Source organism: Moraxella bovis, from assembly GCF_025985205.1.
Lineage (GTDB): Bacteria > Pseudomonadota > Gammaproteobacteria > Pseudomonadales > Moraxellaceae > Moraxella > Moraxella bovis.
In genome coordinates this window covers 671,588-696,113 of sequence record NZ_CP087840.1, presented here as the reverse complement: position 1 = coordinate 696,113, position 24,526 = coordinate 671,588, and the positions used below count along the sequence as shown (strand labels likewise).

General features: G+C 45.4%; 24 protein-coding genes and 1 tRNA gene. 11 read left to right on the top strand and 14 right to left on the bottom strand.

The window, feature by feature from the left end; translation table 11 throughout:
* Positions 1–23: 23 nt before the first annotated feature.
* From rpoB to LP107_RS03525, 8 genes are all read right to left on the bottom strand, one after another.
* Positions 24–4,130 (bottom strand): DNA-directed RNA polymerase subunit beta, encoded by a 4,107-nt coding sequence (gene rpoB / locus LP107_RS03560; protein ID WP_112742537.1) that lies wholly within the window; start codon positions 4,128–4,130, stop codon positions 24–26.
* A 371-nt stretch (positions 4,131–4,501) separates the two neighbouring features.
* Positions 4,502–4,876 (bottom strand): 50S ribosomal protein L7/L12, encoded by a 375-nt coding sequence (rplL, locus tag LP107_RS03555; protein WP_078273977.1) that lies wholly within the window; start codon positions 4,874–4,876, stop codon positions 4,502–4,504.
* Between the two features lie 72 nt (positions 4,877–4,948).
* Positions 4,949–5,452: a 50S ribosomal protein L10 gene (gene rplJ, locus LP107_RS03550; protein ID WP_078273976.1), complete on the bottom strand. Its 504-nt coding sequence runs from the start codon at positions 5,450–5,452 to the stop codon at positions 4,949–4,951.
* A 316-nt stretch (positions 5,453–5,768) separates the two neighbouring features.
* Entirely contained in the window at positions 5,769–6,470 is a 702-nt protein-coding gene (rplA, locus tag LP107_RS03545; RefSeq protein WP_029102312.1) for a 50S ribosomal protein L1, read from the bottom strand.
* The gene (gene rplK, locus LP107_RS03540) at positions 6,470–6,901 is read right to left on the bottom strand and encodes a 50S ribosomal protein L11 (RefSeq protein ID WP_062498951.1); all 432 of its coding nucleotides are present in this window, start codon (positions 6,899–6,901) and stop codon (positions 6,470–6,472) included. The genes rplA and rplK overlap by 1 nt, the downstream gene beginning before the upstream one ends.
* Positions 6,902–7,080: 179 nt before the next feature.
* Complete coding sequence (gene nusG / locus LP107_RS03535; protein WP_228157853.1) at positions 7,081–7,614, bottom strand: transcription termination/antitermination protein NusG; 534 nt, start codon at positions 7,612–7,614, stop codon at positions 7,081–7,083.
* Between the two features lie 36 nt (positions 7,615–7,650).
* Positions 7,651–8,160 (bottom strand): preprotein translocase subunit SecE, encoded by a 510-nt coding sequence (secE, locus tag LP107_RS03530; protein ID WP_029102315.1) that lies wholly within the window; start codon positions 8,158–8,160, stop codon positions 7,651–7,653.
* 57 nt (positions 8,161–8,217) lie between these two features.
* A tRNA-Trp gene (locus LP107_RS03525) sits at positions 8,218–8,293 on the bottom strand.
* A gap of 132 nt (positions 8,294–8,425) precedes the next feature.
* On the opposite strand from LP107_RS03525, the gene LP107_RS03520 reads away from it, so the two are divergent.
* A complete protein-coding gene (locus LP107_RS03520) occupies positions 8,426–8,902 on the top strand; it encodes a DUF302 domain-containing protein (protein WP_078273974.1) in 477 nt (158 codons plus the stop codon).
* A 57-nt stretch (positions 8,903–8,959) separates the two neighbouring features.
* On the opposite strand, the gene LP107_RS03515 is transcribed toward LP107_RS03520, so the two are convergent.
* From LP107_RS03515 to LP107_RS03505, 3 genes are all read right to left on the bottom strand, one after another.
* Positions 8,960–9,853, bottom strand: a complete 894-nt coding sequence (locus LP107_RS03515) for a DMT family transporter (protein WP_078273973.1) — start codon at positions 9,851–9,853, stop codon at positions 8,960–8,962.
* A gap of 130 nt (positions 9,854–9,983) precedes the next feature.
* Positions 9,984–10,376: a hypothetical protein gene (locus LP107_RS03510; RefSeq protein ID WP_078273972.1), complete on the bottom strand. Its 393-nt coding sequence runs from the start codon at positions 10,374–10,376 to the stop codon at positions 9,984–9,986.
* A gap of 46 nt (positions 10,377–10,422) precedes the next feature.
* Positions 10,423–10,740, bottom strand: a complete 318-nt coding sequence (locus LP107_RS03505) for a BolA family protein (RefSeq protein ID WP_078273971.1) — start codon at positions 10,738–10,740, stop codon at positions 10,423–10,425.
* Positions 10,741–10,850: 110 nt separating this feature from the next.
* On the opposite strand from LP107_RS03505, the gene LP107_RS03500 reads away from it, so the two are divergent.
* The 5 genes from LP107_RS03500 to LP107_RS03480 all read left to right on the top strand — a co-directional run bounded on the left by LP107_RS03500 (position 10,851) and on the right by LP107_RS03480 (position 17,201).
* Positions 10,851–11,030, top strand: a complete 180-nt coding sequence (locus LP107_RS03500; RefSeq protein ID WP_078273970.1) for an oxidoreductase-like domain-containing protein — start codon at positions 10,851–10,853, stop codon at positions 11,028–11,030.
* 133 nt (positions 11,031–11,163) lie between these two features.
* Positions 11,164–12,126, top strand: coding sequence for a ferrochelatase (hemH, locus tag LP107_RS03495; RefSeq protein ID WP_078273969.1), 963 nt, complete (start codon positions 11,164–11,166; stop codon positions 12,124–12,126).
* 126 nt (positions 12,127–12,252) lie between these two features.
* Positions 12,253–13,131 carry a cell division protein ZipA C-terminal FtsZ-binding domain-containing protein gene (locus LP107_RS03490; protein WP_078273968.1) on the top strand — a complete coding sequence of 293 codons (879 nt, stop codon included), beginning with the start codon at positions 12,253–12,255 and terminating at the stop codon, positions 13,129–13,131.
* A gap of 96 nt (positions 13,132–13,227) precedes the next feature.
* Positions 13,228–15,303 (top strand): NAD-dependent DNA ligase LigA, encoded by a 2,076-nt coding sequence (gene ligA / locus LP107_RS03485; protein ID WP_264675941.1) that lies wholly within the window; start codon positions 13,228–13,230, stop codon positions 15,301–15,303.
* Positions 15,304–15,815: 512 nt separating this feature from the next.
* Entirely contained in the window at positions 15,816–17,201 is a 1,386-nt protein-coding gene (locus LP107_RS03480) for an APC family permease (RefSeq protein WP_078273966.1), read from the top strand.
* 89 nt (positions 17,202–17,290) lie between these two features.
* Here LP107_RS03480 and LP107_RS03475 read toward each other — a convergent pair whose 3' ends face one another.
* A complete protein-coding gene (locus LP107_RS03475) occupies positions 17,291–17,998 on the bottom strand; it encodes a ParA family protein (protein WP_264675942.1) in 708 nt (235 codons plus the stop codon).
* A gap of 120 nt (positions 17,999–18,118) precedes the next feature.
* On the opposite strand from LP107_RS03475, the gene LP107_RS03470 reads away from it, so the two are divergent.
* Both LP107_RS03470 and LP107_RS03465 read left to right on the top strand, forming a co-directional pair.
* Positions 18,119–18,457 (top strand): type II toxin-antitoxin system HicA family toxin, encoded by a 339-nt coding sequence (locus LP107_RS03470; protein ID WP_115369225.1) that lies wholly within the window; start codon positions 18,119–18,121, stop codon positions 18,455–18,457.
* Positions 18,438–18,773 (top strand): type II toxin-antitoxin system HicB family antitoxin, encoded by a 336-nt coding sequence (locus LP107_RS03465; protein ID WP_078273964.1) that lies wholly within the window; start codon positions 18,438–18,440, stop codon positions 18,771–18,773. Before LP107_RS03470 ends, LP107_RS03465 begins: the two co-directional genes overlap by 20 nt.
* 9 nt (positions 18,774–18,782) lie before the next feature.
* Here LP107_RS03465 and LP107_RS03460 read toward each other — a convergent pair whose 3' ends face one another.
* Complete coding sequence (locus LP107_RS03460; protein WP_078273963.1) at positions 18,783–19,541, bottom strand: TetR/AcrR family transcriptional regulator; 759 nt, start codon at positions 19,539–19,541, stop codon at positions 18,783–18,785.
* Positions 19,542–19,802: 261 nt separating this feature from the next.
* On the opposite strand from LP107_RS03460, the gene LP107_RS03455 reads away from it, so the two are divergent.
* From LP107_RS03455 to truD, 3 genes are all read left to right on the top strand, one after another.
* Positions 19,803–20,984, top strand: coding sequence for an acyl-CoA desaturase (locus LP107_RS03455; RefSeq protein ID WP_078274027.1), 1,182 nt, complete (start codon positions 19,803–19,805; stop codon positions 20,982–20,984).
* 645 nt (positions 20,985–21,629) lie between these two features.
* Entirely contained in the window at positions 21,630–22,397 is a 768-nt protein-coding gene (locus tag LP107_RS03450; protein ID WP_112742541.1) for a carbonic anhydrase, read from the top strand.
* 133 nt (positions 22,398–22,530) lie between these two features.
* Positions 22,531–23,613 carry a tRNA pseudouridine(13) synthase TruD gene (gene truD / locus LP107_RS03445; RefSeq protein ID WP_078273961.1) on the top strand — a complete coding sequence of 361 codons (1,083 nt, stop codon included), beginning with the start codon at positions 22,531–22,533 and terminating at the stop codon, positions 23,611–23,613.
* Here truD and LP107_RS03440 read toward each other — a convergent pair.
* Complete coding sequence (locus LP107_RS03440; protein WP_078273960.1) at positions 23,610–24,503, bottom strand: PHP domain-containing protein; 894 nt, start codon at positions 24,501–24,503, stop codon at positions 23,610–23,612. The two genes, truD and LP107_RS03440, sit on opposite strands and share 4 nt — an antisense overlap.
* Positions 24,504–24,526: the final 23 nt, after the last annotated feature.

Below are 24,526 nucleotides of genomic sequence, written 5' to 3'. Positions count from 1 at the left end.
ACAAGCACCTAACTTAACAGCAATTACTTTTTCTCTTTTAGGTCAATGTTAATACCCAAAGAGCGAATTTCTTTGGTCAGTACGTTAAACGACTCAGGCATGCCCGGATTCATGTACTGCTCACCGTCCACGATGTTCTTATACATGCGAGTACGACCCTCAACATCATCCGACTTCACAGTCAGCATCTCTTGCAAAGTGTAGGTTGCACCATATGCCTCCAACGCCCACACTTCCATCTCACCGAAACGCTGACCACCGAACTGGGCTTTACCACCAAGTGGTTGCTGAGTAACCAGTGAGTAAGAACCAGTTGAACGGGCATGCATCTTATCATCAACCAAGTGGTTAAGTTTTAGCATGTACATGTAGCCAACCGTGACAGGACGGTCAAACTTCTTACCAGTGCGTCCGTCATATAGCGTTTGCTGACCTGATTTATCAAGCCCTGCAAGCTCCAACAGCTCTTTGATTTGTGTTTCTTTGGCACCATCAAAGACCGCTGTACCCATTGGCACACCAGCACGCAAATTCTCAGCCATGGCTAGAATGTCTTCATCGGACAAACTGTCCAAATCCACCTGCTCGCCACCAACTTGGTTATAAATCTTATCTAAGAATTCACGCAACTCGCCAACAGCGGCTTGCGAGCGTAACATGGCATTAATCTTATCACCCAAGCCACGTGCCGCCATCCCCAAATGCGTCTCCAACACCTGACCGATGTTCATACGAGATGGTACACCCAGTGGGTTTAGCACGATGTCCACAGGATTGCCGTTTTCGTCATAAGGCATGTCTTCAACGGGCATGATACGAGAGACAACACCCTTGTTACCATGACGACCTGCCATTTTATCGCCAGGTTGGATACGACGTTTTACCGCCAGATAGACCTTGACGATTTTTTGTACGCCATGAGCTAGGTCATCGCCTGCGGTTAGTTTGGCTTTTTTCTTAGCAAATTTCTCATCAATCTCTTTTTGCTTATCAGTCAGATACTCAGCAATTTGAGTTAGACGCTCAGAAATCTCTTCTTCGGCAGGTTGGATGTCAAGCAAAGTCTCCAAGGGCAAGTTCTCCATTTCAGCACCTGTCAGCACCGTGCCTGCTTTAAAGCCTGCACCGCCTGAGACTTTTTTGCCATCTAACAGTGTGATGATACGACCACGTGCTGCCGCCTCAAAAATCACAAGTTCTTCTTTTAGGTCTTTGCGATAGTCATCAAGCATGGCTTTTTCAATAGCCTTGGCACGACTGTCTTTTTCTAATCCATCACGAGTAAAGACTTGCACGTCAATGACCGTACCCTTGGTTGATGATGGTACACGCAAAGACGTGTCTTTGACATCCGCCGCTTTCTCACCAAAAATGGCACGTAGCAGTTTTTCTTCGGGCGTCAGCTGACTTTCGCCTTTTGGTGTTACTTTACCCACCAAAATGTCGCCTGCATCTACCTCGGCACCGATATAGACGATACCCGCTTCATCAAGATTTGATAGGGCAGCCTCGCCTACGTTTGGAATATCGCCTGTAATCTCTTCTGGTCCAAGCTTAGTATCACGAGCCACACAGGTCAGCTCTTGAATATGAATCGTGGTGAAACGGTCTTCTTGAACCACTCGCTCAGAGAGCAAAATAGAGTCCTCGAAGTTATAGCCATTCCACGGCATGAACGCCACACGCATGTTTTGACCCAAAGCAAGCTCGCCTAGGTCAGTAGATGGACCATCAGCTAAGATGTCGCCACGAGCAATCACGTCGCTGGCATTGACAATAATACGTTGGTTGATACAGGTGTTTTGGTTGGAGCGAGTATATTTGATAAGGTTATAAATATCAATACCTGCCTCACCTGCGGTCATCTCAGATTCATTGACACGCACGATGATACGACTGGCATCAACATCTTCAATCACACCGCCACGCTTGGCAACCACGCACACGCCACTGTCACGAGCCACGTGACGCTCCATGCCTGTACCCACAAGCGGTTTGTCAGCACGCAAAGTTGGTACGGCTTGGCGTTGCATGTTTGAACCCATCAAGGCACGGTTAGCGTCATCATGCTCCAAAAACGGAATCAAACTTGCCGCCACCGACACCACCTGACGTGGCGAAACATCCATGTGCGTTACTTTATCGGGACTCATACGCACCGATTCGCCATGATAACGCACCATCACCATCTCTTCGGTCAGCTCGCCATGCTCGTTCATGGGCGAGTCCGCTTGGGCAACAACCGTACCCACTTCTTCGATGGCGGACATGTATTCGATATCATCGGTTACTTTGCCATCCACAACACGACGGTAAGGCGTTTCTAAAAAGCCGAAGTTATTGGTCTTGGCAAACACCGCCAATGAATTAATCAAACCAATGTTTGGACCTTCGGGCGTTTCAATCGGACACACACGACCATAATGCGTGGTATGTACGTCACGCACCTCAAAGCCTGCACGTTCACGAGTCAAACCACCAGGACCCAAGGCAGAGACACGACGTTTGTGCGTAATCTCTGACAGGGGGTTATTTTGATCCATGAACTGAGACAGCTGTGATGAACCAAAAAACTCTTTGATAGACGCCGCCACAGGCTTAGAGTTAATCAAGTCTTGGGGCGATAAGTTGTCAGATTCGGCAGCGGTCAGACGCTCTTTGACCGCACGCTCCACACGAGCCAAACCGATACGAAATTGGTTTTCGGTCATCTCGCCCACCGAACGAATACGACGGTTACCTAGATGGTCAATATCATCAACCTCACCACGACCGTTACGAATCTCAATCAGCTCTTTTAGGACATCAATAATGTCTTGATTGGACAACACGCCCTGCTCACGTTGCACGTCAATGCTGTCGCTGTCTACAAAATCACGGCCCAAACGACGGTTAAACTTCATGCGACCAACGTTTGATAAGTCATAACGCTCATGGCTAAAAAACATTGATTCAAATAGTTTTTCGGCGGTTTCTAAGGTTGGTGGCTCGCCTGGACGCATGACCTTATAAATCTCAATGAGTGCCTCTTCACGCGTGGTAATCGTGTCAGCACGCAGTGTGTCAGCGATATACGCCCCGTGGTCGATGTCATTGGTGAACAGGATTTTAAAGCCTTTGATGTTCTTATCAGCCAGCTTAATCAGTAATTCATGGTCAATCAAGCTGTTGGCACGGGCAAGCACTTCATCATGATAAATCACGTCTTCGGCAAGGATACGCTCATACAGATACTCGTCAGGCACCGCCAATTTGGTCATGCCAGACGCTTGGATTTCCTTAATACGGCGGGTGTTAATACGCTTACCTTGCTCAACAATGATCTTGCCTTCAGGCGAGACAATGTCAAACTGTGCCATCTCGCCTTGTAGACGCTCAGGTACAAGCTCAACTTCAAAACCGTTATCGCCTTTAAAGACATCCACAGTCTCAAAGAATGTAGACAAAATATCTGCTGTATTCATGCCAATGGCACGCAAGATGATGGTTGCAAGCAATTTACGACGACGGTCGATACGGGCATACACCAAGTCTTTAACATCAAATTCAAAGTCAAGCCATGAGCCACGATAAGGAATAATACGGGCGTTATAAAGTACCTTACCGCTAGAATGCGATTTGCCTTTGTCGTGGTCAAAGAACACACCAGGTGAACGGTGAAGTTGTGAGACAATCACACGCTCAGTACCGTTGATGATGAATGTACCATTATCGGTCATGAGCGGAATCTCACCCATGTACACGATTTGGTCACGAATGTCTTTAATCGCTGCTCTACTTTCTTTGTCTTTGGCGTCTTTGTCTTTGACCACTAGGCGAATTTTGACGCGTAGGGGAGCAGCAAAAGTTGAACCACGCATGATACATTCACGCTCATCAAACTCAGGCTCACCCAGATAATATTCGACGTATTGTAGCTCAGCATTGCCAGAATGACTGGTTATGGGGAAAATAGATGAAAAAGCTGCTTGCAAACCGATGTTGGCACGGGCAGCAGGTTTTTTGTGTTCTTGCAAAAACTGCTCGTAAGAATCCACCTGAATGGCGAGCAAGTACGGCACGTCCATCACATCAGGCAGACGAGAAAAACTTTTACGAATACGTTTTTTTTCAGTATAAGAATATGCCATTAAGAATCCTTACGTTAAACTAAGAAAAGTACTCTGATTGAGTACCAGAAAACTACCAACCTTCAAAAATCAACCACTGCTCTTTTTGCCCTACATTTTTAAATATCAAAGACACAAAAACACGCCAAACACGATATCGCATTTAGCTTATCAAAAACTTTAAAAATGTGGCTTGTGCATAGGGAGCGTTTGTCCTTTTTGAAGTGTGCTGACACCAGCTTAAAAGACCGTGCTAACACAAAAGGTCAAATACCCAATTATACAGTAAAAAACCCCATTTTGCAATAACAAAATGGAGTTTTTATCAAATTTCTTGTGTTAAATTGATGATTATCAATCTAAGAAAAATGAGTTAAGCGGTTAAACTTAGATTATTTAAGTTCAACAGAAGCACCAGCTTCTTCAAGTTTCTTCTTAAGCTCTTCAGCCTCAGCTTTAGAAGCACCTTCTTTAATAGTTTGTGGTGCACCTTCAACTAGGTCTTTGGCTTCTTTTAGACCTAGACCGGTAACTTCACGCACTACTTTAATAACAGCAACTTTCTTGTCGCCACCAGAGGTGATAACAACGTTGAAGTCATCTTTTTCTTCAGCAGCACCGCCAGCGTCGCCACCAGCAGCAGGGGCAGCAGCTAGAGCAGCAGCAGATACACCGAATTTTTCTTCCATCGCAGAGATAAGCTCAACGATTTCCATAACTGATTTAGCTGCGATAGCATCTAAGATTTGTTCGTTAGTTAGTGACATAGCAATTATTCCTATGAAATAAAGATTGAATAAAAAGTTTGATTAAATAAAAGCGATAACCGATGTCTAAGATTAAGCGGCTTCGGCTTCCATTTTGTCGCGAAGAGCGGCAAGTGTACGAGCCAGTTTGCCCGCTGCGGCTTCCTTCATGGTACCCATCAGACGTGCAATCGCTTCGTCGTAAGTAGGTAGGGTTGCGAGTTTATCAATAGATTTTGCATCAATAAATTCGCCTTCAAAAGCTGCACCTTTGATTTCGAACTTGTCATTACCTTTGGCAAATTCCTTGAACAGACGTGCCGCAGCACCTGGGTGTTCATTTGAAAATGCAATCAAGGTAGGACCTACGAAAACATTATTCATGCAAGCATAGTCAGTACCTTCTAAGGCACGACGTAGTAGCGTGTTACGTACGATACGCATCTCAACGCCTGCTGCACGAGCTTGTTTACGAAGTTCGGTCATCTGACCCACTGTCACGCCACGAGAATCGGCAACAACAGCAGATAGGGCAACTTTGGCAGCTTCATTTACTTCAGCAACAATTGCTTGTTTGTCTTGAAGATTTAGTGCCATGGGTTGTCTCCATATTTATCACTAAGTGATAATTAATTTTACAAGCCAATATAAATAAGGACTTGCACCGAATATACGGCGAGATTTTCACCGTCTGCGTAGGCGAATGATTTTACCCATTCATTAGGCTGATGTTTAAGAATAACCACCAACACCTACGGTCTTAGACAGCACAACCCGTTGTGCTGAGCTAATGTCTTAAAATTTGTTTTTATGAGTAAGTCATGCGGGTAACTTGTCATAAAATTGAACCATTATAAGCGAAAAATCTCAAAAAGCAAGCAATTTGTGATTTTTCGCCCAAATCCATCAAGGATTATTTGTTGGCACGGTGTGGTACTGGGTCAATGGCAAGACCAGGACCCATGGTGCTAGATAGCGTAATCTTCTTGATATAAATACCCTTAGAAGTTGCTGGTTTAGCACGTTTTAGGTCATTTAGTAGAGCAGTTGCGTTTTGCTCGATTTGCTCACCAGTAAAGCCTACTTGACCGATAGAAGCATGGATAATACCTGCTTTATCTACACGATACTGAGCCTGACCTGCTTTGGTGTTTTTAACCGCAGTAGCAACATCGGCAGTGACTGTACCAACTTTTGGGTTTGGCATTAAGCCACGTGGACCCAATACAGTACCCAACTGACCAACAACACGCATCGCATCAGGAGAAGCGATGACCACATCAAAGTCAAGGTTGCCGGCTTTAATGCTTTCTGCTAGGTCTTCAAAGCCAACAACGTCCGCACCTGCCTCTTTAGCGGCGTCAGCAGCAGCGCCTTGGGCAAATACCGCAACACGTTTGGTTTTACCAGTACCAGCAGGTAGGTTGGTCGCACCACGAACCACTTGGTCTGATTTACGTGGGTCAACACCTAGGTTGATGGCGATGTCGATAGACTCTTTGAATTTAGAGGCAGGTAGGCTGTTTAGAACCTCAACCGCTTCTTCAATGGTGTATAGTTTGTTGCTATCTACTTTTTCAGCAATTAGCTTTTGACGCTTGGTTAGCTTAGCCATTATACACCCTCCACATTAAGACCCATTGAGCGAGCAGTACCAGCGATGGTACGTACCGCTGCGTCTAGGTCAGCACCGGTCAAATCCGCTTCTTTGGTTTTGGCGATTTCTTCTAGTTGAGCACGAGTTACTGTACCAACTTTGGTTTTGTTAGGAACAGCAGAACCTTTGGCAATGCCAGCTGCTTTACGTAGCAATACTGCCGCAGGTGGTGACTTCATCACAAACGTAAATGACTTGTCATTAAATACGGTGATAACCACAGGAATTGGCAGACCTGGTTCGATGTTTGCAGAAGCGGCGTTAAATTCTTTACAGAACGCCATGATGTTCACGCCTTTTTGACCCAAAGCAGGACCGATAGGTGGGGATGGATTTGCTTTGCCAGCAGGCACTTGTAGCTTGATGTAGCCATCAATCTTCTTTGCCATGAGAATAATCTCCAATGGTGGGTGATAACGCTAAAATAGCTCCCCATGATGTTCAAATCTGAAAATGCTTTCAAATTCACCTAAATGACAATCAGCTCGGTGCTGATTTGTCTGTCAATCAAAAGCCCCGAACATCTGTCCAGAGCTAAAAGACTATTATAACAGGTTTTTATAAAAAATTAAACTGTTTTTTCAACTTTTGTAAATTCAATCTCAACGTCTGTTGGGCGACTAAACACGCTGACCGTCAAAGACAGTTTGGATTTTTCATAATCCACTTTTTTGACCATGCCTTTAAAGTCGGCAAAAGGCCCGTCAATGATAAGCACTTCTTCACCTGGCTCAAACATGGTCTTCGGTCTTGGGGTGTCTGCACCTTTATTGATACGGTTTAGAATGCGGTCGGCTTCGACCTTGGTGATGGGTGCAGGTTGGTCTTTGGTACCACCGATAAAGCCTGAGATATTCGGGCAGTCTTTGACCACGTGCCATGTATCTTCACGCATTTCCATCTCAATAAGCACATAACCTGGGAATAGTTTATGCTCAACAGTGCGTTTTTTGCCATCACGCATTTCAATCACTTCTTCGGTCGGCACAAGCACATCACCGAAATACTCAGACAACTCACTTCTTTTGATACGTTCAATTAAGGCACGTTGAACTTGTTTTTCATAACCTGAAAATGCTTGAATGATATACCAACGCATGATGATTTTCCTAATGATATAAGCCGATAAGAGATAAGATTAATGCAAAATAAACCCAAGCAGATAATTAAATAAATTATCCAGTAGCCATACGATAAAACCCACGATAATCATCACCACAATGACCTGCCATGTGTATTTAAAGGTCTCGTTTTTGGTCGGCCATGTCACACGGCGAAGCTCAATGCCTGCATCTTTTAGCAATACATTAAAGGCTCGCCCTTGATGGGTAAAAGCAAGACAAATCACCGCTAACAATACAAGTCCTGCTGTGATAAGTAGCTGAGTGATTGACTCAGTGGCAGGTGCCCAATAACGTGGCAAATAGGTAGAAATGAGTGTAGAGCTAATCAAAGCAACAATGGCGATGAGCCACAGCACGATATCCACGCCAGAGCGAGTGGTTGCCACATCAACGACATTTTCTTCGGAGACGACAACGGCTTTGCGTTTATTTAGTAGACTCTCGGCAGTGGCTTTGGCGTCTGCCAAGCGAGTTTCTAAATCGCTTTTGGTGTCGTTTTGGGGATTATTCTTATTGTCGCTCATGCAAAAGGTTTCCTTAAAATAAGGAAGTGATGATTAAAAAAAGGGGAAATAAAAAGATGGCAGGCGACGAGGGACTCGAACCCCCAACCTGCGGATTTGGAGTCCGCTGCTCTACCAATTGAGCCAGTCGCCTAAGGGTGTTAAGGACTGCTATTATATACATATTTTTGGCATTTGCAAGTATTTTTTTAAAATTTTACTAAAATTTTTGGCTTTCTTTTCATCTCATTTAGTGTTAGGATATTTTTATTTTTAGGAAATTATCATGAAAATATTCGCCCTACCCCTGCTCGCCCTAGCCTTATCGCTCGGTGCGTGTGCCACCACCAATCCTGTTCACGAACCCACAAAAGCCACCGCCATGACTCACACCACCCTAATCAGCTCTTATGATTTTGATACCACCGTTCATCGCCTAAAATCCACCATTGAAAGCAAAGGTATGACCGTATTTGCCGTCATTGACCACGCCAAATCTGCCCAAGAAGTTGGCATGAACATGCAACCTGCCACCGTCCTTATCTACGGCAACCCCAAAGCAGGTACGCCACTCATGCAAAAAGACCCTGGGTTTGCCTTGGTACTGCCCTTAAAAGTACTCATCACCGAAACAAACGGACAAGTGCAAGTCATCTACACCCCTGCCAATCAGCTGATTAAAGGCAGTCAAATACAGCCATCTGATGTGGCAAATACCCTTGCCAATGCCGAAAAGTTGATTAAAACGGTGTTGGGGCAATAATTCAAAACGGCAGTAAATTGGGTAAATTCCTTGCCCAATTTACTGCCGTTTTTTTAACTACCCCTTTCTAGGCGAACCCAAATAAATGGCAAACATTACCAAAAACGCCCCACCCCATTGCATGGCGTTAATTGGTTTATCTAGCCAAAAATAATCAATAATGAGCGTGGCAACAGGTTCAGTCAAAAGCAACAGCCCCGTCAAAGACAAGGCGATTTTTGGGATAGAATACGCAATCAGCCCCCACGCCATGCACTGCATGACCGCCCCATAGACCAATATCCAGCCCCATTCGGGCAGTGTGGTTGGCATGATTTTGCTCATATCAAACATCAGCATGAGTGGCAACAGAGCCAACGCACCGCCCACGCCCACCAAAGTCATCATGGGAAAAATCGCCACATCTGCCACTTCATGCGTGCGTCTGACAAAGGACATGGACACCGCCAAAAACACCCCTGACAAAATCCCCGACACAAAACCCCACAAAGCGGACGAGTTGTGGGCAAACTCAGGGCTTGCGATGAGTGCCACGCCAATCGACGCAAGTACCAGGCTAAACAGTTGTAATTTGGTCTGTTTTTCGCCAAACCAAAGAAAGGCGATGAATGCCAAAAAGAAAATCTGCAAGCTATTTAATAAAGTAGAAATACCCGGCCCTACGGCATAGATGCTCTCATGCCAAAGCCCCAAATCAAGCCCCAACGCACCGCCTGAGATGAGTGCCAAGATGACCTCACGGCGTGAACTAGGAAACGGCTGGCGAAATATCAGGGCAAGCGATAAAAATATGAGTGCCGACACACTCAGTCGCCAAAACGCCATGGCATACGCCCCCACGCCATCCACATGGGCGACAATCAGACTGCCAAGCCCAAACAGTACACAGCCGATGACTAAGCCTATCATGGAAAATAGGTTTTGGGTGTTGGGGGCGTTTACGCAGGGCATGGTCAGTCCTTTTTAACCAGAGCGTGTTGAGCCTTTATCACATAATGTAAATTTTAGAAATATTGTAGAAATAAACTACATGACCAAATCTTGTTTTTTATTGCAAATATAAAAGGCAGATACGCTCTAATTACTCGCCATAAATCTTGACATTTTGAGCAAAAGCACAGCCTTTTTGGCGGGCGGCGACAATCATCGCATCATGCTCGCCATAGAGTTTGGCTAGGGTGTTGGTTTTGGCTTGTCTTGCCCCACTGCCAAGCCCTGCCCCCACACTGATGGTTGGGTAGATACCGCCACGACCGCCAGCAAGACCAATGCCGATACCTGTGGCGGACAGTCCGATGTTTTGATTTTCGGTGGCTTTGGCGGTTTGGCTAATGCGAGCCACTTCGCTTTGTAAAACGGTGCAATCATGGCCTTGATAATTGGCAGGATTGACGTATTGGGGAGCGATGTTGGTGGTGGCACAGCCTGTGAGAGCGACAGCGACAACTGTCAGTAAGATGAGTGTTTTTTTCATAAAGATACCTATTTTAAAAAGGGTGTGTAAAGTATAAAGGCTGGGATTATTTATTTTGTCCGGCACAGTTGGGGCTGTTTGGGGCAGATGATAGGCTTGCCAATTCATCAGGCGTGTAGGCGTGAATGGCAAGGGCGTGTACCGTACCGCCTTGTGTGGTCAGATAGGGATTGACCAAACCATAGACAAGCTGATGACGAGACGCCAGACGTTTGCCGACAAATTCATCACTGACGATGATGAGTTTAAAATGACTCTCTTTACCGTCAAAGTACCCTGCGTGCATATGACTTTCGTTATCTAAGGTTATGTGCGTGGGGTGCAGGGCGGTTAGGGCATGGGTTAGGGCGGTTTGGGTGTTCATGATGTGGCTTTTATTTGTTTAAAAAGTTTAAAAAGGCTTAAATTAGGGGTTATAATACCATTTATCAAAACAATTATCAAAAATCATTTACCTAAACCGCGGAGACCATTATGAGCGACCATTCATTAGAAACCGAAATCCCAAACGGCATTCCACCCCCACCCGAACCGCCCGAAGATTATGAATGCTGTGATAATGGCTGTGATGAGCTGTGTGTATTTGAAATTTATAAAATGCAAAAAGCGGATTATGATGCCAAATGGGGTCATGTGATTGATAAAAATGAGTGATTGGGATTTTATGAGATTATCCAAAGATGATTAAAATTTCATTAAATTTCTCAATGATAAAATTTATCAAATAATTCTCGCAATTTTTCCAAAAAATGATAAACTAAGTTAAACTTTTAAATGATAAACATTCATGAAAACCGCCATTATCCTTGTCAATCTAGGCACGCCTGACGAACCAACCCCACAGGGCGTTCGCCGTTATTTGCGTGAGTTTTTGTCCGATACTCGGGTGATTGAGATTCCACCCTTTATTTGGCAAATTATCCTTAATCTGTTTGTATTAACCACCCGTCCCAAACGTGTCGCTCATGCGTATCAAAGCGTATGGACAAAAGACGGCTCACCCCTGCTAGCGATTTTAAAACAGCAAGCAAGCCTGCTTGAAGACCACCTTGCCAAGCAGGGCAAAAACATCCCTGTTGTCCCTGCGACTACTTATGGCAATCCTAACATCAAGGTGGTCATGGCGGATTTACAAGATAAAGGCTATGATGACTTTATCGTCTTTTCGTTGTACCCACAATATTCGGCAACGACCACAGGGGCGGTGTTTGATAAAGTGGCGGAGTACTGCATGAAAAAGCGTAATATGCCCGCCGTGCAGTTTACCAGAGATTATCACGACCACCCGTTATACATACAGGCGTTGGCGGACAGTATCCGCAAATTTTGGGCACAGCATGGGCGAGCGGACAGGCTACTCATGAGCTTTCACGGCATTCCTAAGCCCTATGCTGACAAGGGCGACCCTTATGCCGATGAGTGTCGTAAAACAGCAGTGCTAGTGGCAAGCGAGCTAGGACTTGGCACACACGAATGGGCGATAAGTTTCCAATCACGCTTTGGAGCCCAAGAATGGCTAAAACCCTACACCGATGAGCTTCTGACTGAATGGGGCAATCAAGGCATGTCGGTGCAAGTGCTAAGCCCTGCTTTTTCTGCTGACTGCTTGGAGACCTTAGAAGAGCTGGCGGTGGAGAACCGTGATAACTTTATCAACGCTGGCGGTAAGTCGTATGAGTATATCCCTGCTCTAAATATCGATGAGTTACATATCAAGCTCATGGCGGACATGGTGGGGCGGTATTTGTAAGTGTGCTTTGCTATGCCAATTTTATGCCCAAATGCCAAAATTTTACCGCCAAAATAGATGACTAAATCAAGCAGGCGTGATAAACTAACAAAATTTATTTGAAAAAGATTTTTGGAATTTGGTGCTATGAGTACTTTTTTGACGATAGTCGTTGTATTGGTCATTTTGCTGGGGCTGTGGTTGATTATCCGCAGTATGCTTGCCAAGGATTTTGAAGGCGATACCAAGACATTGGCGTACAAGGACGGTTTGCCGATTTTGCCCCGAGATGAGCGGGGGCAGTCGGCATTATCGGTGGGGACGCAGAGCCAAAATGAGACGGTCAGTGCCAAGCCTGTCAAATCAGGGCGAGAGCTGGCTGATGAGGCCAAAGCGGACGCTCTGTCAAGCCTTGCCATGGTCGCAAGCCAAGACCCTAATGCTCATAACGCCCCCCAAGATGATGGTGCCGACATACTAGCCGATGAACCCATTAAAAAAGAGCGGTTTACCGAGCCGTCAAGTGACTTTGTCCAAAACTCGCCTGTGCTTGACCGTCATCTCGAAGAACAGCAAGCCTTTGACCAAGACAACGACCCCTTGCTCAACGCCCAAGAGACGGTTACGGTCGTCATCACCCCCAAAGACCAATACAATGGACTCTCAGGCAGGGCGGTGCTTGATATCGTTAGAGCCTATGGGCTAAAATATGGCGTGATGAACATGTATCATCGTTACGAGCGTGAAGACGGCACGGGCAAGCTGTGGTTTAGCATGTTGGGTGTGGGCTATGACGGTTCGGTGGAAGGCTTTGATTTGAACACCTTAACTGACAGTCATTTTAGTGCATTATCGTTGTTCTTGTCTTTGCCACACCCCCATGCTCTGCGTGGTTTTGACAGCATGGTGTCGGTCGCTCAGATGATAGCCAAAGACATCAATGCCGATGTGCATGATGATGAAGGCTATATCTTAGACGGAGCGTATTTGGCAAAACTGCGTGCCAAAGTTGCCGATTACCGTTAATCAACCATGATTGAAAAGCCGTCTTTGATAGGGCGGTTTTTTAAACGTTAAAATTTACCTATTTTTAAATTATTCAATTAAAATCCTAAAAACACCATGACTGATTTATTTACTTCTGCCAACTTATCTGCCAATACGCCTGCCAATGACGATACAGCGATTATCGCCCAAATGCGCAAGCTTATCACCGCCCTAAAACGCCATAACCACGCCTATTATGTGCTAGACAACCCAATCATTACAGACGGCGAATATGACAGTTTGCGTGCCAAGTTGATTGAGCTAGAAAATGATTTTCCCACGCTAAAACAGTCCGACAGCCCGACTGATAATGTGGGCGATACGCCCTTGCCGTTTTTCACCCAAATCACACACGATTTGCCCATGTTGTCGCTTGGTAACGTGTTTAATGCCGATGACATGGCGAATTTTGTCCGCCGTGTCAATGACCGTTTGGACGGCAAAAACCAAAATCCCGAATTTGAAATGGAGCTTAAACTGGATGGTTTGGCGGTATCTTTAAAATATGTGGGTGGCGTATTTAGCCAAGCCGTAACTCGTGGGGACGGACGGGTGGGCGAAGACATCACGCACAACGTCCGCACCATTCGTAACTTGCCACTGGTGCTTGATGATTGCAGGGACATTAAGCTCTTAGAAGTGCGTGGCGAAGTGTTAATGCCAAAAGCAGGATTTTTAAAATTAAACAATGAAAGCCAAAAGCGTGGCGAGAAAACATTTGCCAACCCCAGAAATGCGTCCGCAGGGTCATTGCGTCAGCTAAATCCTGCCATTGCCAAAGCCCGTCCATTGGCGTTTTATGGTTATTCGGTCAATCAAGGCTTGCCCGATGACATCACGACCCAAAGCGGGGCGATGAGCTTTTTGCAGTCGCAGGGGTTTGATGTGTCGCCCTTTAAAGTCGTGGCAAATTTACAAGATATTGATGACTTTTATCAGGCGACCATAGCAGGGCGAGATGAGTTGCCCTTTGAGATTGATGGCATGGTGGTTAAGGTAAACTTGCTTGCCCTACAAGATGATTTGGGTTTTTTAAGTCGCGAGCCACGTTGGGCGACCGCTTACAAATTCCCTGCCACGACCGCCACGACACGCCTTTTGGACGTAGAATGGCAAGTGGGGCGGACAGGACAGCTTACCCCTGTGGGCAAACTTGACCCTGTCAATGTCGGGGGTGTTACCGTGAGCAACGTTACCTTGCACAACTTTGGCGAGATTGGACGGCTTGGGGTCATGATAGGCGACATTGTGAGTATTCACAGGGCGGGGGACGTGATTCCCAAAGTCTCAGGCGTGATGAGTGATTTGCGTGATGACAACGTGCGTGCGATACATTTGCCGACCGCTTGCCCTGTCTGTGATTCGCCCGTGGTGCTACCAGACGGCGAAGCTTTGGCACGTTGTACGGGCGGACTTGTTTGCACCGCCCAAGCCCAAGAAGCTCTGATACATTTTGTTTCACGAAAAGCCATGGACATTGACGGTTTGGGTTCGCAGTGGCTCATTAAGTTTTTTGATATGGGACTAATTAAGACCGTGGCGGACATTTATCGTTTGACGGATAAAGTGGAAGTTTTACAAAACCTAGAAGGCTTGGGCGAAAAGTCGGTTGCCAATATGTTATCCGCCATTGACAAATCAAAAGCTACAACCCTGCCACGTTTTATTTTTGCCTTAGGCATTCGTGGGGTGGGCGAGAGTACGGCACTAAACTTAGCTGAGCATTTTGGCGAGCTTGATAAATTACAATCGGCAGGCGTGGACGAGCTATTAAAGGTGGTGGACATTGGCGAGATTACCGCCAAAAATATCCATGAGTTTTTTCGTGCCGAGCATAACATGGCGGTGGTTCGTGATTTGGTGGCGTTGGGCGTGCATTGGCAAGCGGTCATCAAGGATACAGGCAACGCTCCACTAGACGGGCAAACGTGGGTGGTAACAGGCACGCTTGGAGCAATGGGGCGAGACGAAGCCAAAGCCCACTTACAGGCGTTAGGGGCGAAAGTCTCAGGGTCAGTATCCGCCAAAACGAGCGTGCTACTGGCAGGCGAGAGGGCAGGCTCTAAACTAGATAAGGCAAATGAGCTTGGCGTGCGTGTGGTGGGCGAAGATGAGTTTATGGCACTGCTCGCCGAGCATGGGCGGGTGTGAGGATTGGTTATGTATTGATAAAAGTTGAAAACGTTTGGTAAATTGTTGTTTTAAAATCAGATAGGGCAAATTGCAATTTGCCCCTACGATATTCTGTCAAATCATGACAAATTTATCATGTCAAAACCGCTTACCTAGGGCGTGCTTGATAACACTATTTACAACTTAGACATATTTTAGAAATAAAGACTTACTTTTTATGTGGATTTTTTTGATTAAAAACCCATCAATGTTACAAAAATCTTGTTAGATATAAATGAAATTTTTAAAAACGCATTGGCATGGGTCAATTTTTGGGGTAAAATTAGCCGTTTTTTACGTCTGTAAAAATTTGCAAAGAGATTGCCATTTCGGTCAATCATTTTTTAACTCGGAGTTGATAGCTTAATCAAATCTCAAACACGCCCGCTAACAGATTTTATCTGCCAAAAGTACGTTTGATAACAGTATTAGCACCCCCAACGCCTTTTCTGAAGTTTTGCGTTTACGCACGCTTTTTGGAGGACTCTACGTTGAGTACACCTGTTACTACCCAAGCTGCAAAATTGCGGCGAAATCTTGGTCTATGGCACGTCATCATCATTGGTTTGGCTTATATTCAGCCGATGACTTTGCTTGATACTTTTGGTATGGTCTCCCGTGATAGTGGTGGACACGTGCCGATGTCTTATCTTTTTGCACTGTTTGCCATTTTGCTAACATCTATCAGTTATGGGCATATGATTCGTGCCTATCCATCATCAGGCTCTGCCTATACTTATACCCAAAAAGCGATTAACCCGTCTATGGGTTTTATGGTCGGTTGGTCAAGCTGGCTTGATTATCTGCTCTCGCCCATGGTAAACATTATCCTTGCCGTGCTGTATCTTGAAGCTCTATTCCCTGCAGTGAACCACTGGGTGTGGGTACTTGGTCTGACGGGGCTGATGACAGTGGTCAATATCTTTGGCTCAAAAACCGTTGCCTACTTTAACAGTTGGATTGTGGCAGTGCAGCTGCTTGTGATTGCCGTCTTTACCTACCTGATTTATAGCAAATTGCAGATGGCAGAGTACGCCGCCAACACCAATCCAGAAGACATCTATGAGCTGTGGAGCTTACAGCCGTTTTGGAGTGAGATGACTTCGGTGGGGGCGTTAATTACAGGTGCGACCATTTTGTGTTTCTCGTTCACAGGCTTTGACTCGATTTCTAGCCTTGCCGAAGAGACCAAAGACGTCAAAAACACCCTGCCAAAAGCGATGATTTTAACCACCCTAATTGCAGGTGCGGTGTTTATTGTTAGTGCTTACTTTATGCAGACTTATTTGCCAAGTAACCCTGAGCTGTATTTTGAAGCGGTAGACGAAACTCAAGCCGAAATCCTACTATTGGTGGGTGGTTCAGCGTTCCAAGCGATTGTGTTAGGCTTTGCCATTGTAACGGTGATGGCGTCTGGCATCTCGGCTCACGCTGGCGTGTCTCGCCTCATGTATGTGATGGGTCGTGATGGTGTGATTAGCAACAAAATCTTTGGTCAGCTAAGCCCCAAATTCTTAACCCCTGTCAATAACATTCTGATTGCAGGTGGTGTGGCTTTGACCGCAGGCTTTATTAGCTTGGAGACGGTGGTAAACCTAATCAGCTTTGGTGCATTGACGGCATTTAGCTTTGTAAACCTATCGGTCATTTTCCGCTATGCGGTGCGTGATAAGATGGTTAAAACGCCTAAGCAAATCATCAGCTATGTCGTGGTGCCTGTGATTGGCTTTATCAGTATTTTTTTGATGTGGCTAGAAGTGGACAGCACAACCTTTGGTGTGGGTCTGTTCTGGGCATTCTTGGGCTTTATCTGGCTTGGCATCAAGACCGGTGGCTTCAAAAAACCTGTACCACAATTCAAAGAAGAAGATGTATAATCATCTGCTTTATAAAAATCCCGTCTTATGGCGGGATTTTTTGTGGACTGTTAAATTTAAATTGCCAATATTAAAAAGGGCAAATAAACCTAAAACCAACTGCCGTCCGTACTCATGCTCGAACATTTGCCGCTGACTGACAGCTTATTTTTGATGAGTGCCAATATCGGTTGCCATTGCCCTTTGGCGTTTTGGTAGGGCTTTTGTGTCTTGTCAAAGATGGTCAGTGCGTTATCGGCAAGCTGAGCGTAGGCACTTTTTTCACTGATATAAGCCAAAGGGCGTTGCCCTATCTCATCAAATATCGCCAACAGTTTGTCGCTTGGCACGCCGCCATCCATGAGCTGTGGGCGTATGCGGTTAGCGACGAGATGAACGTCCACTTTGCCTTTTCTGATTCGCTTGATGTCGGCGATGTTCTTTAAAAATCGCTTGGTGCTGTCTATGTCAAAAAAGGACGGCAACACCGGCACAAACATCAAATCACACTCGCCAATAAGCCGTTCGGCACGCTCACCTGCCACCGCTCCTGGGGCATCGATGATGAGAACATTAGGCTTAGCTTTGTCCATATTTTTGGGCAAATCACCAATGTCGTCGCTGTCTCGCCAGTCAATGCCCATGATGGGCGTGACGTCATCGGGGCGGTATTTTAAAAAACGCAAGGCGGACTTTTGGAGGTCGGCGTCTGCAATGGCGACTTTATAGCCTTCATGAGCCAAGGCGACAGCCAGGGTCAGACTGATTGATGTCTTGCCACAGCCTCCTTTTTGGTTGGCGGTGAGAATGGTGAGCATGCATTAATCCTTAATTGTCGTGTGGTCATTGGTGATGAATGATTGTACCGAAAATCAGGGGTAAATGCAATTGCATTATTTTTTACTTAGGTTTATAATAAAATGATACTATGAGATGATATCGTTCAAAAGAAACACCAAAAGACCCTACAAGCCATTTTTAAAAATCCCATATCCGCCAACATCAAATTTAAGGACATTGAGGCCTTATTTGTAGCATTAGGGGCGGACATCTCTGAGCGAGCAGGTTCACGCATGGCTGTGGCGCTAAACGGGCAAGTCATGGTTTTTCATCGCCCACACCCAAGCCCAAATACTGACAAAAGTGCGGTTATGAGCATTAGAAAATGGCTTGATGGCATGGGTATCACACCATTAGATGACGACAGCCAAACAGACGAATACGCAGACAAACAAACCGACGAACAGGAGCAGACTCATGAACACAATGACAATTAACAATCATAAAGCCTTAATCACTTTTGACAGTGAGTTAGGACTGTTTCGTGGGGAGTTTATCGGATTAAATGGCGGGGCAGATTTTTATGCTGACAGCGTAGATGGTCTCAATGAACAAGGGGCTTTATCCCTGCAAGCCTTTTTAGATGTATGTCAAGAACAGGGCATTAGCCCTTATCAGTCGTACAGTGGCAAATTTGTCACACGCCTACCCAAAGAGTTACATCAAAAAATCGCAGAAACTGCTACCGCCAAGGGTATTAGCCTAAACCAGTGGATTAATGAAACACTCAGCCGTGAAGTTGGCTTTGCCTGATTATTAAAATCACACCAAAGGCGGTGTTAATGGCTTAATCAGCTTGGGCGTGATAGCAGGGGCTTGCTCATCGCTGGTGGGGGCAATGTCCGTCTCATCGTTTGTCTGTGACGATATTGGCTTGACCGCAGTGTCTTGATTGGGGTCTTTAACAGCATGTTGGACAATGTCCTGGGTGTAGAGTTTTGGTAAGTCCAGCATTTGCACGACAAAGGCATACTTTAAGGTGTCTCTGTCACCCAGATAACGCTGATAAAAGCTAGAATTTAACAGCCCTGCCCCGCCTTGTCCCAACGCCCAAATGCTTGCCAAAAAATCTCGGGTCGCCATGGTGCTGTTCTGCTCAGACAGATACCGCTCGGCAATCTCATAAATACGCTTCATGCGTTCACGGCGAATCTTATACAGCTCACCGAACAGACGGTTTAGCCCCGACGCTGTCGATGACAGCTTATCTTCTAGGTGGTGAAACATCATCGCTCGCTGTGGACGCAAAAGCAGTTGTAGCACCATGCGAGCCACGCCCGCCCCCACCCCGTCATCGATGGCGTTCATCTCATACAAGCGTTTTTCGTACTCTATGAGTAGTCTTAGCAGTAACTCATCCTTACTCACAAAATGCTTGTACAACGTCCCCTTTGCCAAATCCAAATGGCGTGCCAAACTGTCCAAAGTCAAATCATAATCGCCTGATTCTAATAACAACTGTTCAGCAGTCGCCAAAATCTGCCGTTCTCGGTGCTCAAACTGTTCTTTACGACTGCTCATGTCTTAATTCCCTGAGTGGGCAAAAATGTAAAATTCTCTCAATTATAACAAAATTTTAAACATTGTGAAATATGTTAAAAACAACCACCCTACCACACACCATTCATTCCCAAAATTTTGATAAAAAATTATTAAAAAACAATCACTTTTTATTGCTTAACAAATGTTCATTTTTAATAAATTTTTTTGTGTATGGGCGTTCACATCTTTAGCAAATTCATGTATAATAGCACGCCAAAACAGGCAACACAGGAAAACACCATGACTGCCAAACACAATCCCCAAGATTTTGAAAATCCCCCCATTAACTGGGTGCCTGCTGTTTTTCTTATCAGCACGCCCTTGCTCGCCTTGATTTTGGTGCCGTGGTATCTGTGGACGCACGACACCAGCCCTGCCCTGTGGATTGCCTTTTCGCTGTTTATGGCGTGGACGGGGCTGTCTATCACCGCAGGCTATCACCGCTTATTTGCCCATAAGTCCTATGAAGCCCACCCCGCTGTCAAATATTTTTTGCTTATCGGGGCGACCTTAGCGGTACAAAGCTCTGCCTTTGACTGGTGTTCAGGACATCGTGTCCATCACCGCCATGTCGATGATGAATATGATGACCCCTACTCGGCACGTCGTGGTTTTTGGTTTAGCCACATGCAGTGGATGTTAAAAAAATACCCCAGCGGTCAATACGACTACAAAAACATCCCCGACCTAAAAAAAGACAAGGTGCTGGTACACCAACATGAACATTATGGACTGTGGGTGCTACTGACCAATGTCATCATCCTAAGTGCTGTCGGGCTTATCATTCGCGACATGCTCGGGGCATTTATCATCGTGGGGCTACTGCGTATGGTGCTGACCCATCATTTTACCTTTTTTATCAACTCGCTGTGCCACATGTTCGGCACACGCCCTTATACTGATGAAAACACCGCCCGTGACAACCCGATTTTGGCGATTTTTACTTGGGGCGAAGGTTATCACAACTACCATCATTATTTCCAATACGACTATCGTAACGGGGTCAAATGGTGGCAATACGACCCAACCAAATGGCTCATCGCAGGCTTATCCAAAATCGGTCTTGCCAAAGAGCTAAAAACGGTCGATGACCTAACCATCAAGCACGCCGAAGTCACCATGCAGTTTAAACGTGCCGAAGCTCGCATTGCAGGTGGGGATTTGTCCTTAGATGATAAACTCATGCTGTTTAAAGACAAAATCAGTGCCGAATACGACGCCTTTACCAATACCGTGGAAGGATGGCACGCCCTAAAAGCCAAATCCATGGAGCTAAAACGCACCGAATTTGCCAACCGCTTGCATGAAGCTGATGAATACCTAAAAGAACAGTTCGCCCAAGTGGAACAAAAAATCCGTGACCACAGCGAACGTGTAGAACAAGCCTTTATGCAATTAAAAGGTAAAGCCGTTAAGGGTTGATTGGGCAGATTAATCCATTAAGAGGGTAGATTTAGATTTACTCTCTTTACTCCAATCTCAAATTAAAATAGGGCGTGTTAAACATTGGTATTTGCAATGAAAAATAAGAAAAATCGCACGTTTTTCAAGGAAAAAACAAAGGCTGTGAGTTTTCTATCAGACAAGTTTTTATTATGAAAAACAATCCGACCGCTTAATTTTAAGAGATTAAGTTTTAAAAATCTTAAAAATCTACATGATTAAGTGGTCGGATAGCCATTTTTCATGCAAAAATTGATTGATATTGTCAAATTCTCATCTTGTTTTATAAAATGTTATCAATGTTCAACATGCCCTAGTAACTTATTGATTATTTAATAATTATTTTTTGAATTGTAGGGGTGAATTACATTTACCCTTGACAAATCAGTCATTTATGTCAAGTTGAAAATAAGGTACTGAAATAAGTGGAATGGAGGTTGAGATATGTATCATTAATGAATAATGAATTGATATATAATAACATTTTTACTTCTATTTATTGCTATTAAGTTGCGAGATGTTTTTTTATGGGATAAATGGGTAACGCATAGGTAAAATTTAGGATATAATGTAAGAGTTTTTAACCAAAGACAGTTGTTTTAATTTTGCTCAAAATAATCTCTTATGTTAAAGCCTACTCTTGCCATCAGCGTACTTGCCCTAGCCTTATCTGCTTGTACCACCACCCAAAGCGTCAAGCCTGAACACGCTCATGCTTATAGCCATGACCATCATCACGACCATGACCACGGCTGGGACTATGCCCATATAGAAAAATGGGGCGACCTAGAAGTGAACAAACTGTGTGGCACAGTCGTAGAGCAGTCACCCATTAACATCGACACCGTAGTCAAGCCACGCCCTGACTCACAAGGCAACTTTACCCTAACCCCGAGCTACACCGCCAGCGATTTTGAAGTTAAAAACAACGGTCACACCATCGTCTTTAATGTCAAAGATGACAAAAACGCCCTAAATGTCAATGGCGTGGACTATAAATTGCTACAATTTCACTACCATGTACCTAGTGAACACACCGTGATGAATGCGTTTTATCCGTTGGAGATTCACTTTGTTCATCAAAATGCCAATGGCGGTTTGGCGGTGGTTGGCGTCTTGGTAGAAAAGGGGGCGACCAATATCAATCTTGGCAGAATCCTAACCGACCTATCCAAAGACAGCAAATATAAAGGCATACTCTCCACCTTTGATGTCTCCACCATCATGCTCAAAGACAGCAAAACTTATGCCTATAACGGCTCACTTACTACCCCACCATGCTCAGAGCAAGTGCAATGGCTACTAAAAGCCAAGCCAATCAGTGCCGACAGCGAACAGCTAAATAACCTTGGCAAGCTCTACAACGGCAACAATCGCCCTGTACAGCCATAAGGTGACCGTACTGTCTATGTGGTAGAATAATTGGCAACACTTGACAGTCATGCTAAAATACAAACGCTCGAGTCTGTGCTTGAGCGTTTTTCAATTTATAAGCAGTCACGCCCTAAATTTTAAGAGAATTGTCATGACTCATCACGCCCTACATCGCCCTTTTGCTCCTGCCATCATCTCGGCTGATTTTAAGACTTATCCTACTGATTTTATCGTCAAAGAGCTGATGACTGTTGATTTTAGTGGGCAAGGCGAGCATTTGTGGGTGCATGTCTGCAAAGTCGGTATGAACACCGCCTTTGTTGCCAAACTTTTGGCGGACTGGGCGGGCATTGCCATGCGTGATGTCGGCTACTCGGGACTAAAAGACCGCCATGCCCAGACGTATCAATGGTTTAGCCTAAGATTGCCCAAGCGTGGTATGCCTGCATTAGAGTTTGATGAGTGTGTCAAAAACCATTTAAAAGAGGGTGAAAGCCTAACGCTCATCGCTCATCACTGGCACGACAAAAAACTCCACCGTGGCACGCACAAAGCCAATGCCTTTACCATTACGCTAAGACAAGTGGCAGGTGAGATATCCGCCATCAATGCACAGCTTACTCATATCAAGCAGGCAGGCGTGCCAAACTATTTTGGCGAGCAACGCTTTGGGTGTGATGGCGATAACATCAATCAAGCCAAAGCCTTTTTTGAAAAAATACTCTCATCTGCCAAGCCTTATAAGCCCTTTAAAAAAGACATGGATAAGCACAGCCTATATGTGTCATCCGCCAGAAGCATGCTGTTTAATGCCTTGCTTAGTGAGCGAGTACGGCTTGGGTGTTGGAATAAGGCAGTGACAGGAGATGTGTTCAACCTAGACGGGGCGGGTTCTATTTTTTGTGCCGACATTGACGATGAGATAATTCGACGAGTATCAGAGCAGGACATTCATCCCACCGCCCCACTGTTTGGGGTGGGCGAGCCAAAAAATACCGATGAGAGCCTACGCATTTATCAGGCGGTATTGGCACAAGATGAATTTGAGCTTATCAAAAATGGACTCTTAAAAGTCGGGGTCAAACTGGCTCAACGCCCCTTACGTCTAAGGGTTTGTGAGCTTGACTGGCAATGGCATGATGACAGTCTAACGCTAGACTTTGAGTTGCCCACTGGCAGTTTTGCCACCAGTGTGCTGTTTGCTTTGTGTGAGAATTTGGTCGAGAACCGTTAAAACCGCTCCCACACTCCCACCTGCTCCGCCTTAGGTGTGGCGACTTGTCCAAGTTTTCGCCATGGCATGTTTGCCCCATGAAAATCCGACCCCACCGACACCATGAATCCATGCTCTGCTACACATCTGTCTATCATCGCTCGGGTAGACATGGGCTCGCTAGGGCTGGGCAACTCAACCGCCTGACCACCTAGCATGGCAAAGTCAGCGATGAGCTTACGCACACGAGTGGCGGACAAATCATAGCGAGTGGGGTGAGCCAGTACCGAAATCCCACCACATTCATGGATAAGCTCTATGGTCTGACCCATGGTTAAGCTATCAATGGCAACATAAGCTGGCTTATTATCCGCCAGATATTTATCAAAAGCATCTTGCACCGTCCGCACCACACCCAGTTCAAATAATACTTGTCCAATATGAGCCCGTCCCACGGCTTTGGCATTGCCGTTTGCCTTACCCAATACCGCTTGCCATAATACCTGATCATCAATATGAGCAAAATCCGCCATGTCTGCCAATATTTTCGCCATCTTTACCACAATGGCATGACCACGAGTTTCCCGAGAGTTTTGTAAATGGTTAAGTTTTTGATTTAATCGCTCTTTATCCTTAAAATTAAGGGCGACCACATGAATAGTCTTGGTTGTGGATTTATTTTTGCCATAGCCACCATTCATCTGATGATGACAACTAATCTCCGCCCCATCAATCAAACGCATGCCTAGCTCATTTGCCATTTGCCGTGCTTCATCAATGCCAGCGGTGGTGTCATGGTCGGTCAAGGCAAAAACTTCAATGCCCATCTCATGAGCCAACTTGACTACATGGGCAGGGGCGAATGTGCCATCAGAGCGGGTGCTGTGACTGTGCAAGTCCACTTTTATCATAGATTATTTATCTCATTTTACTG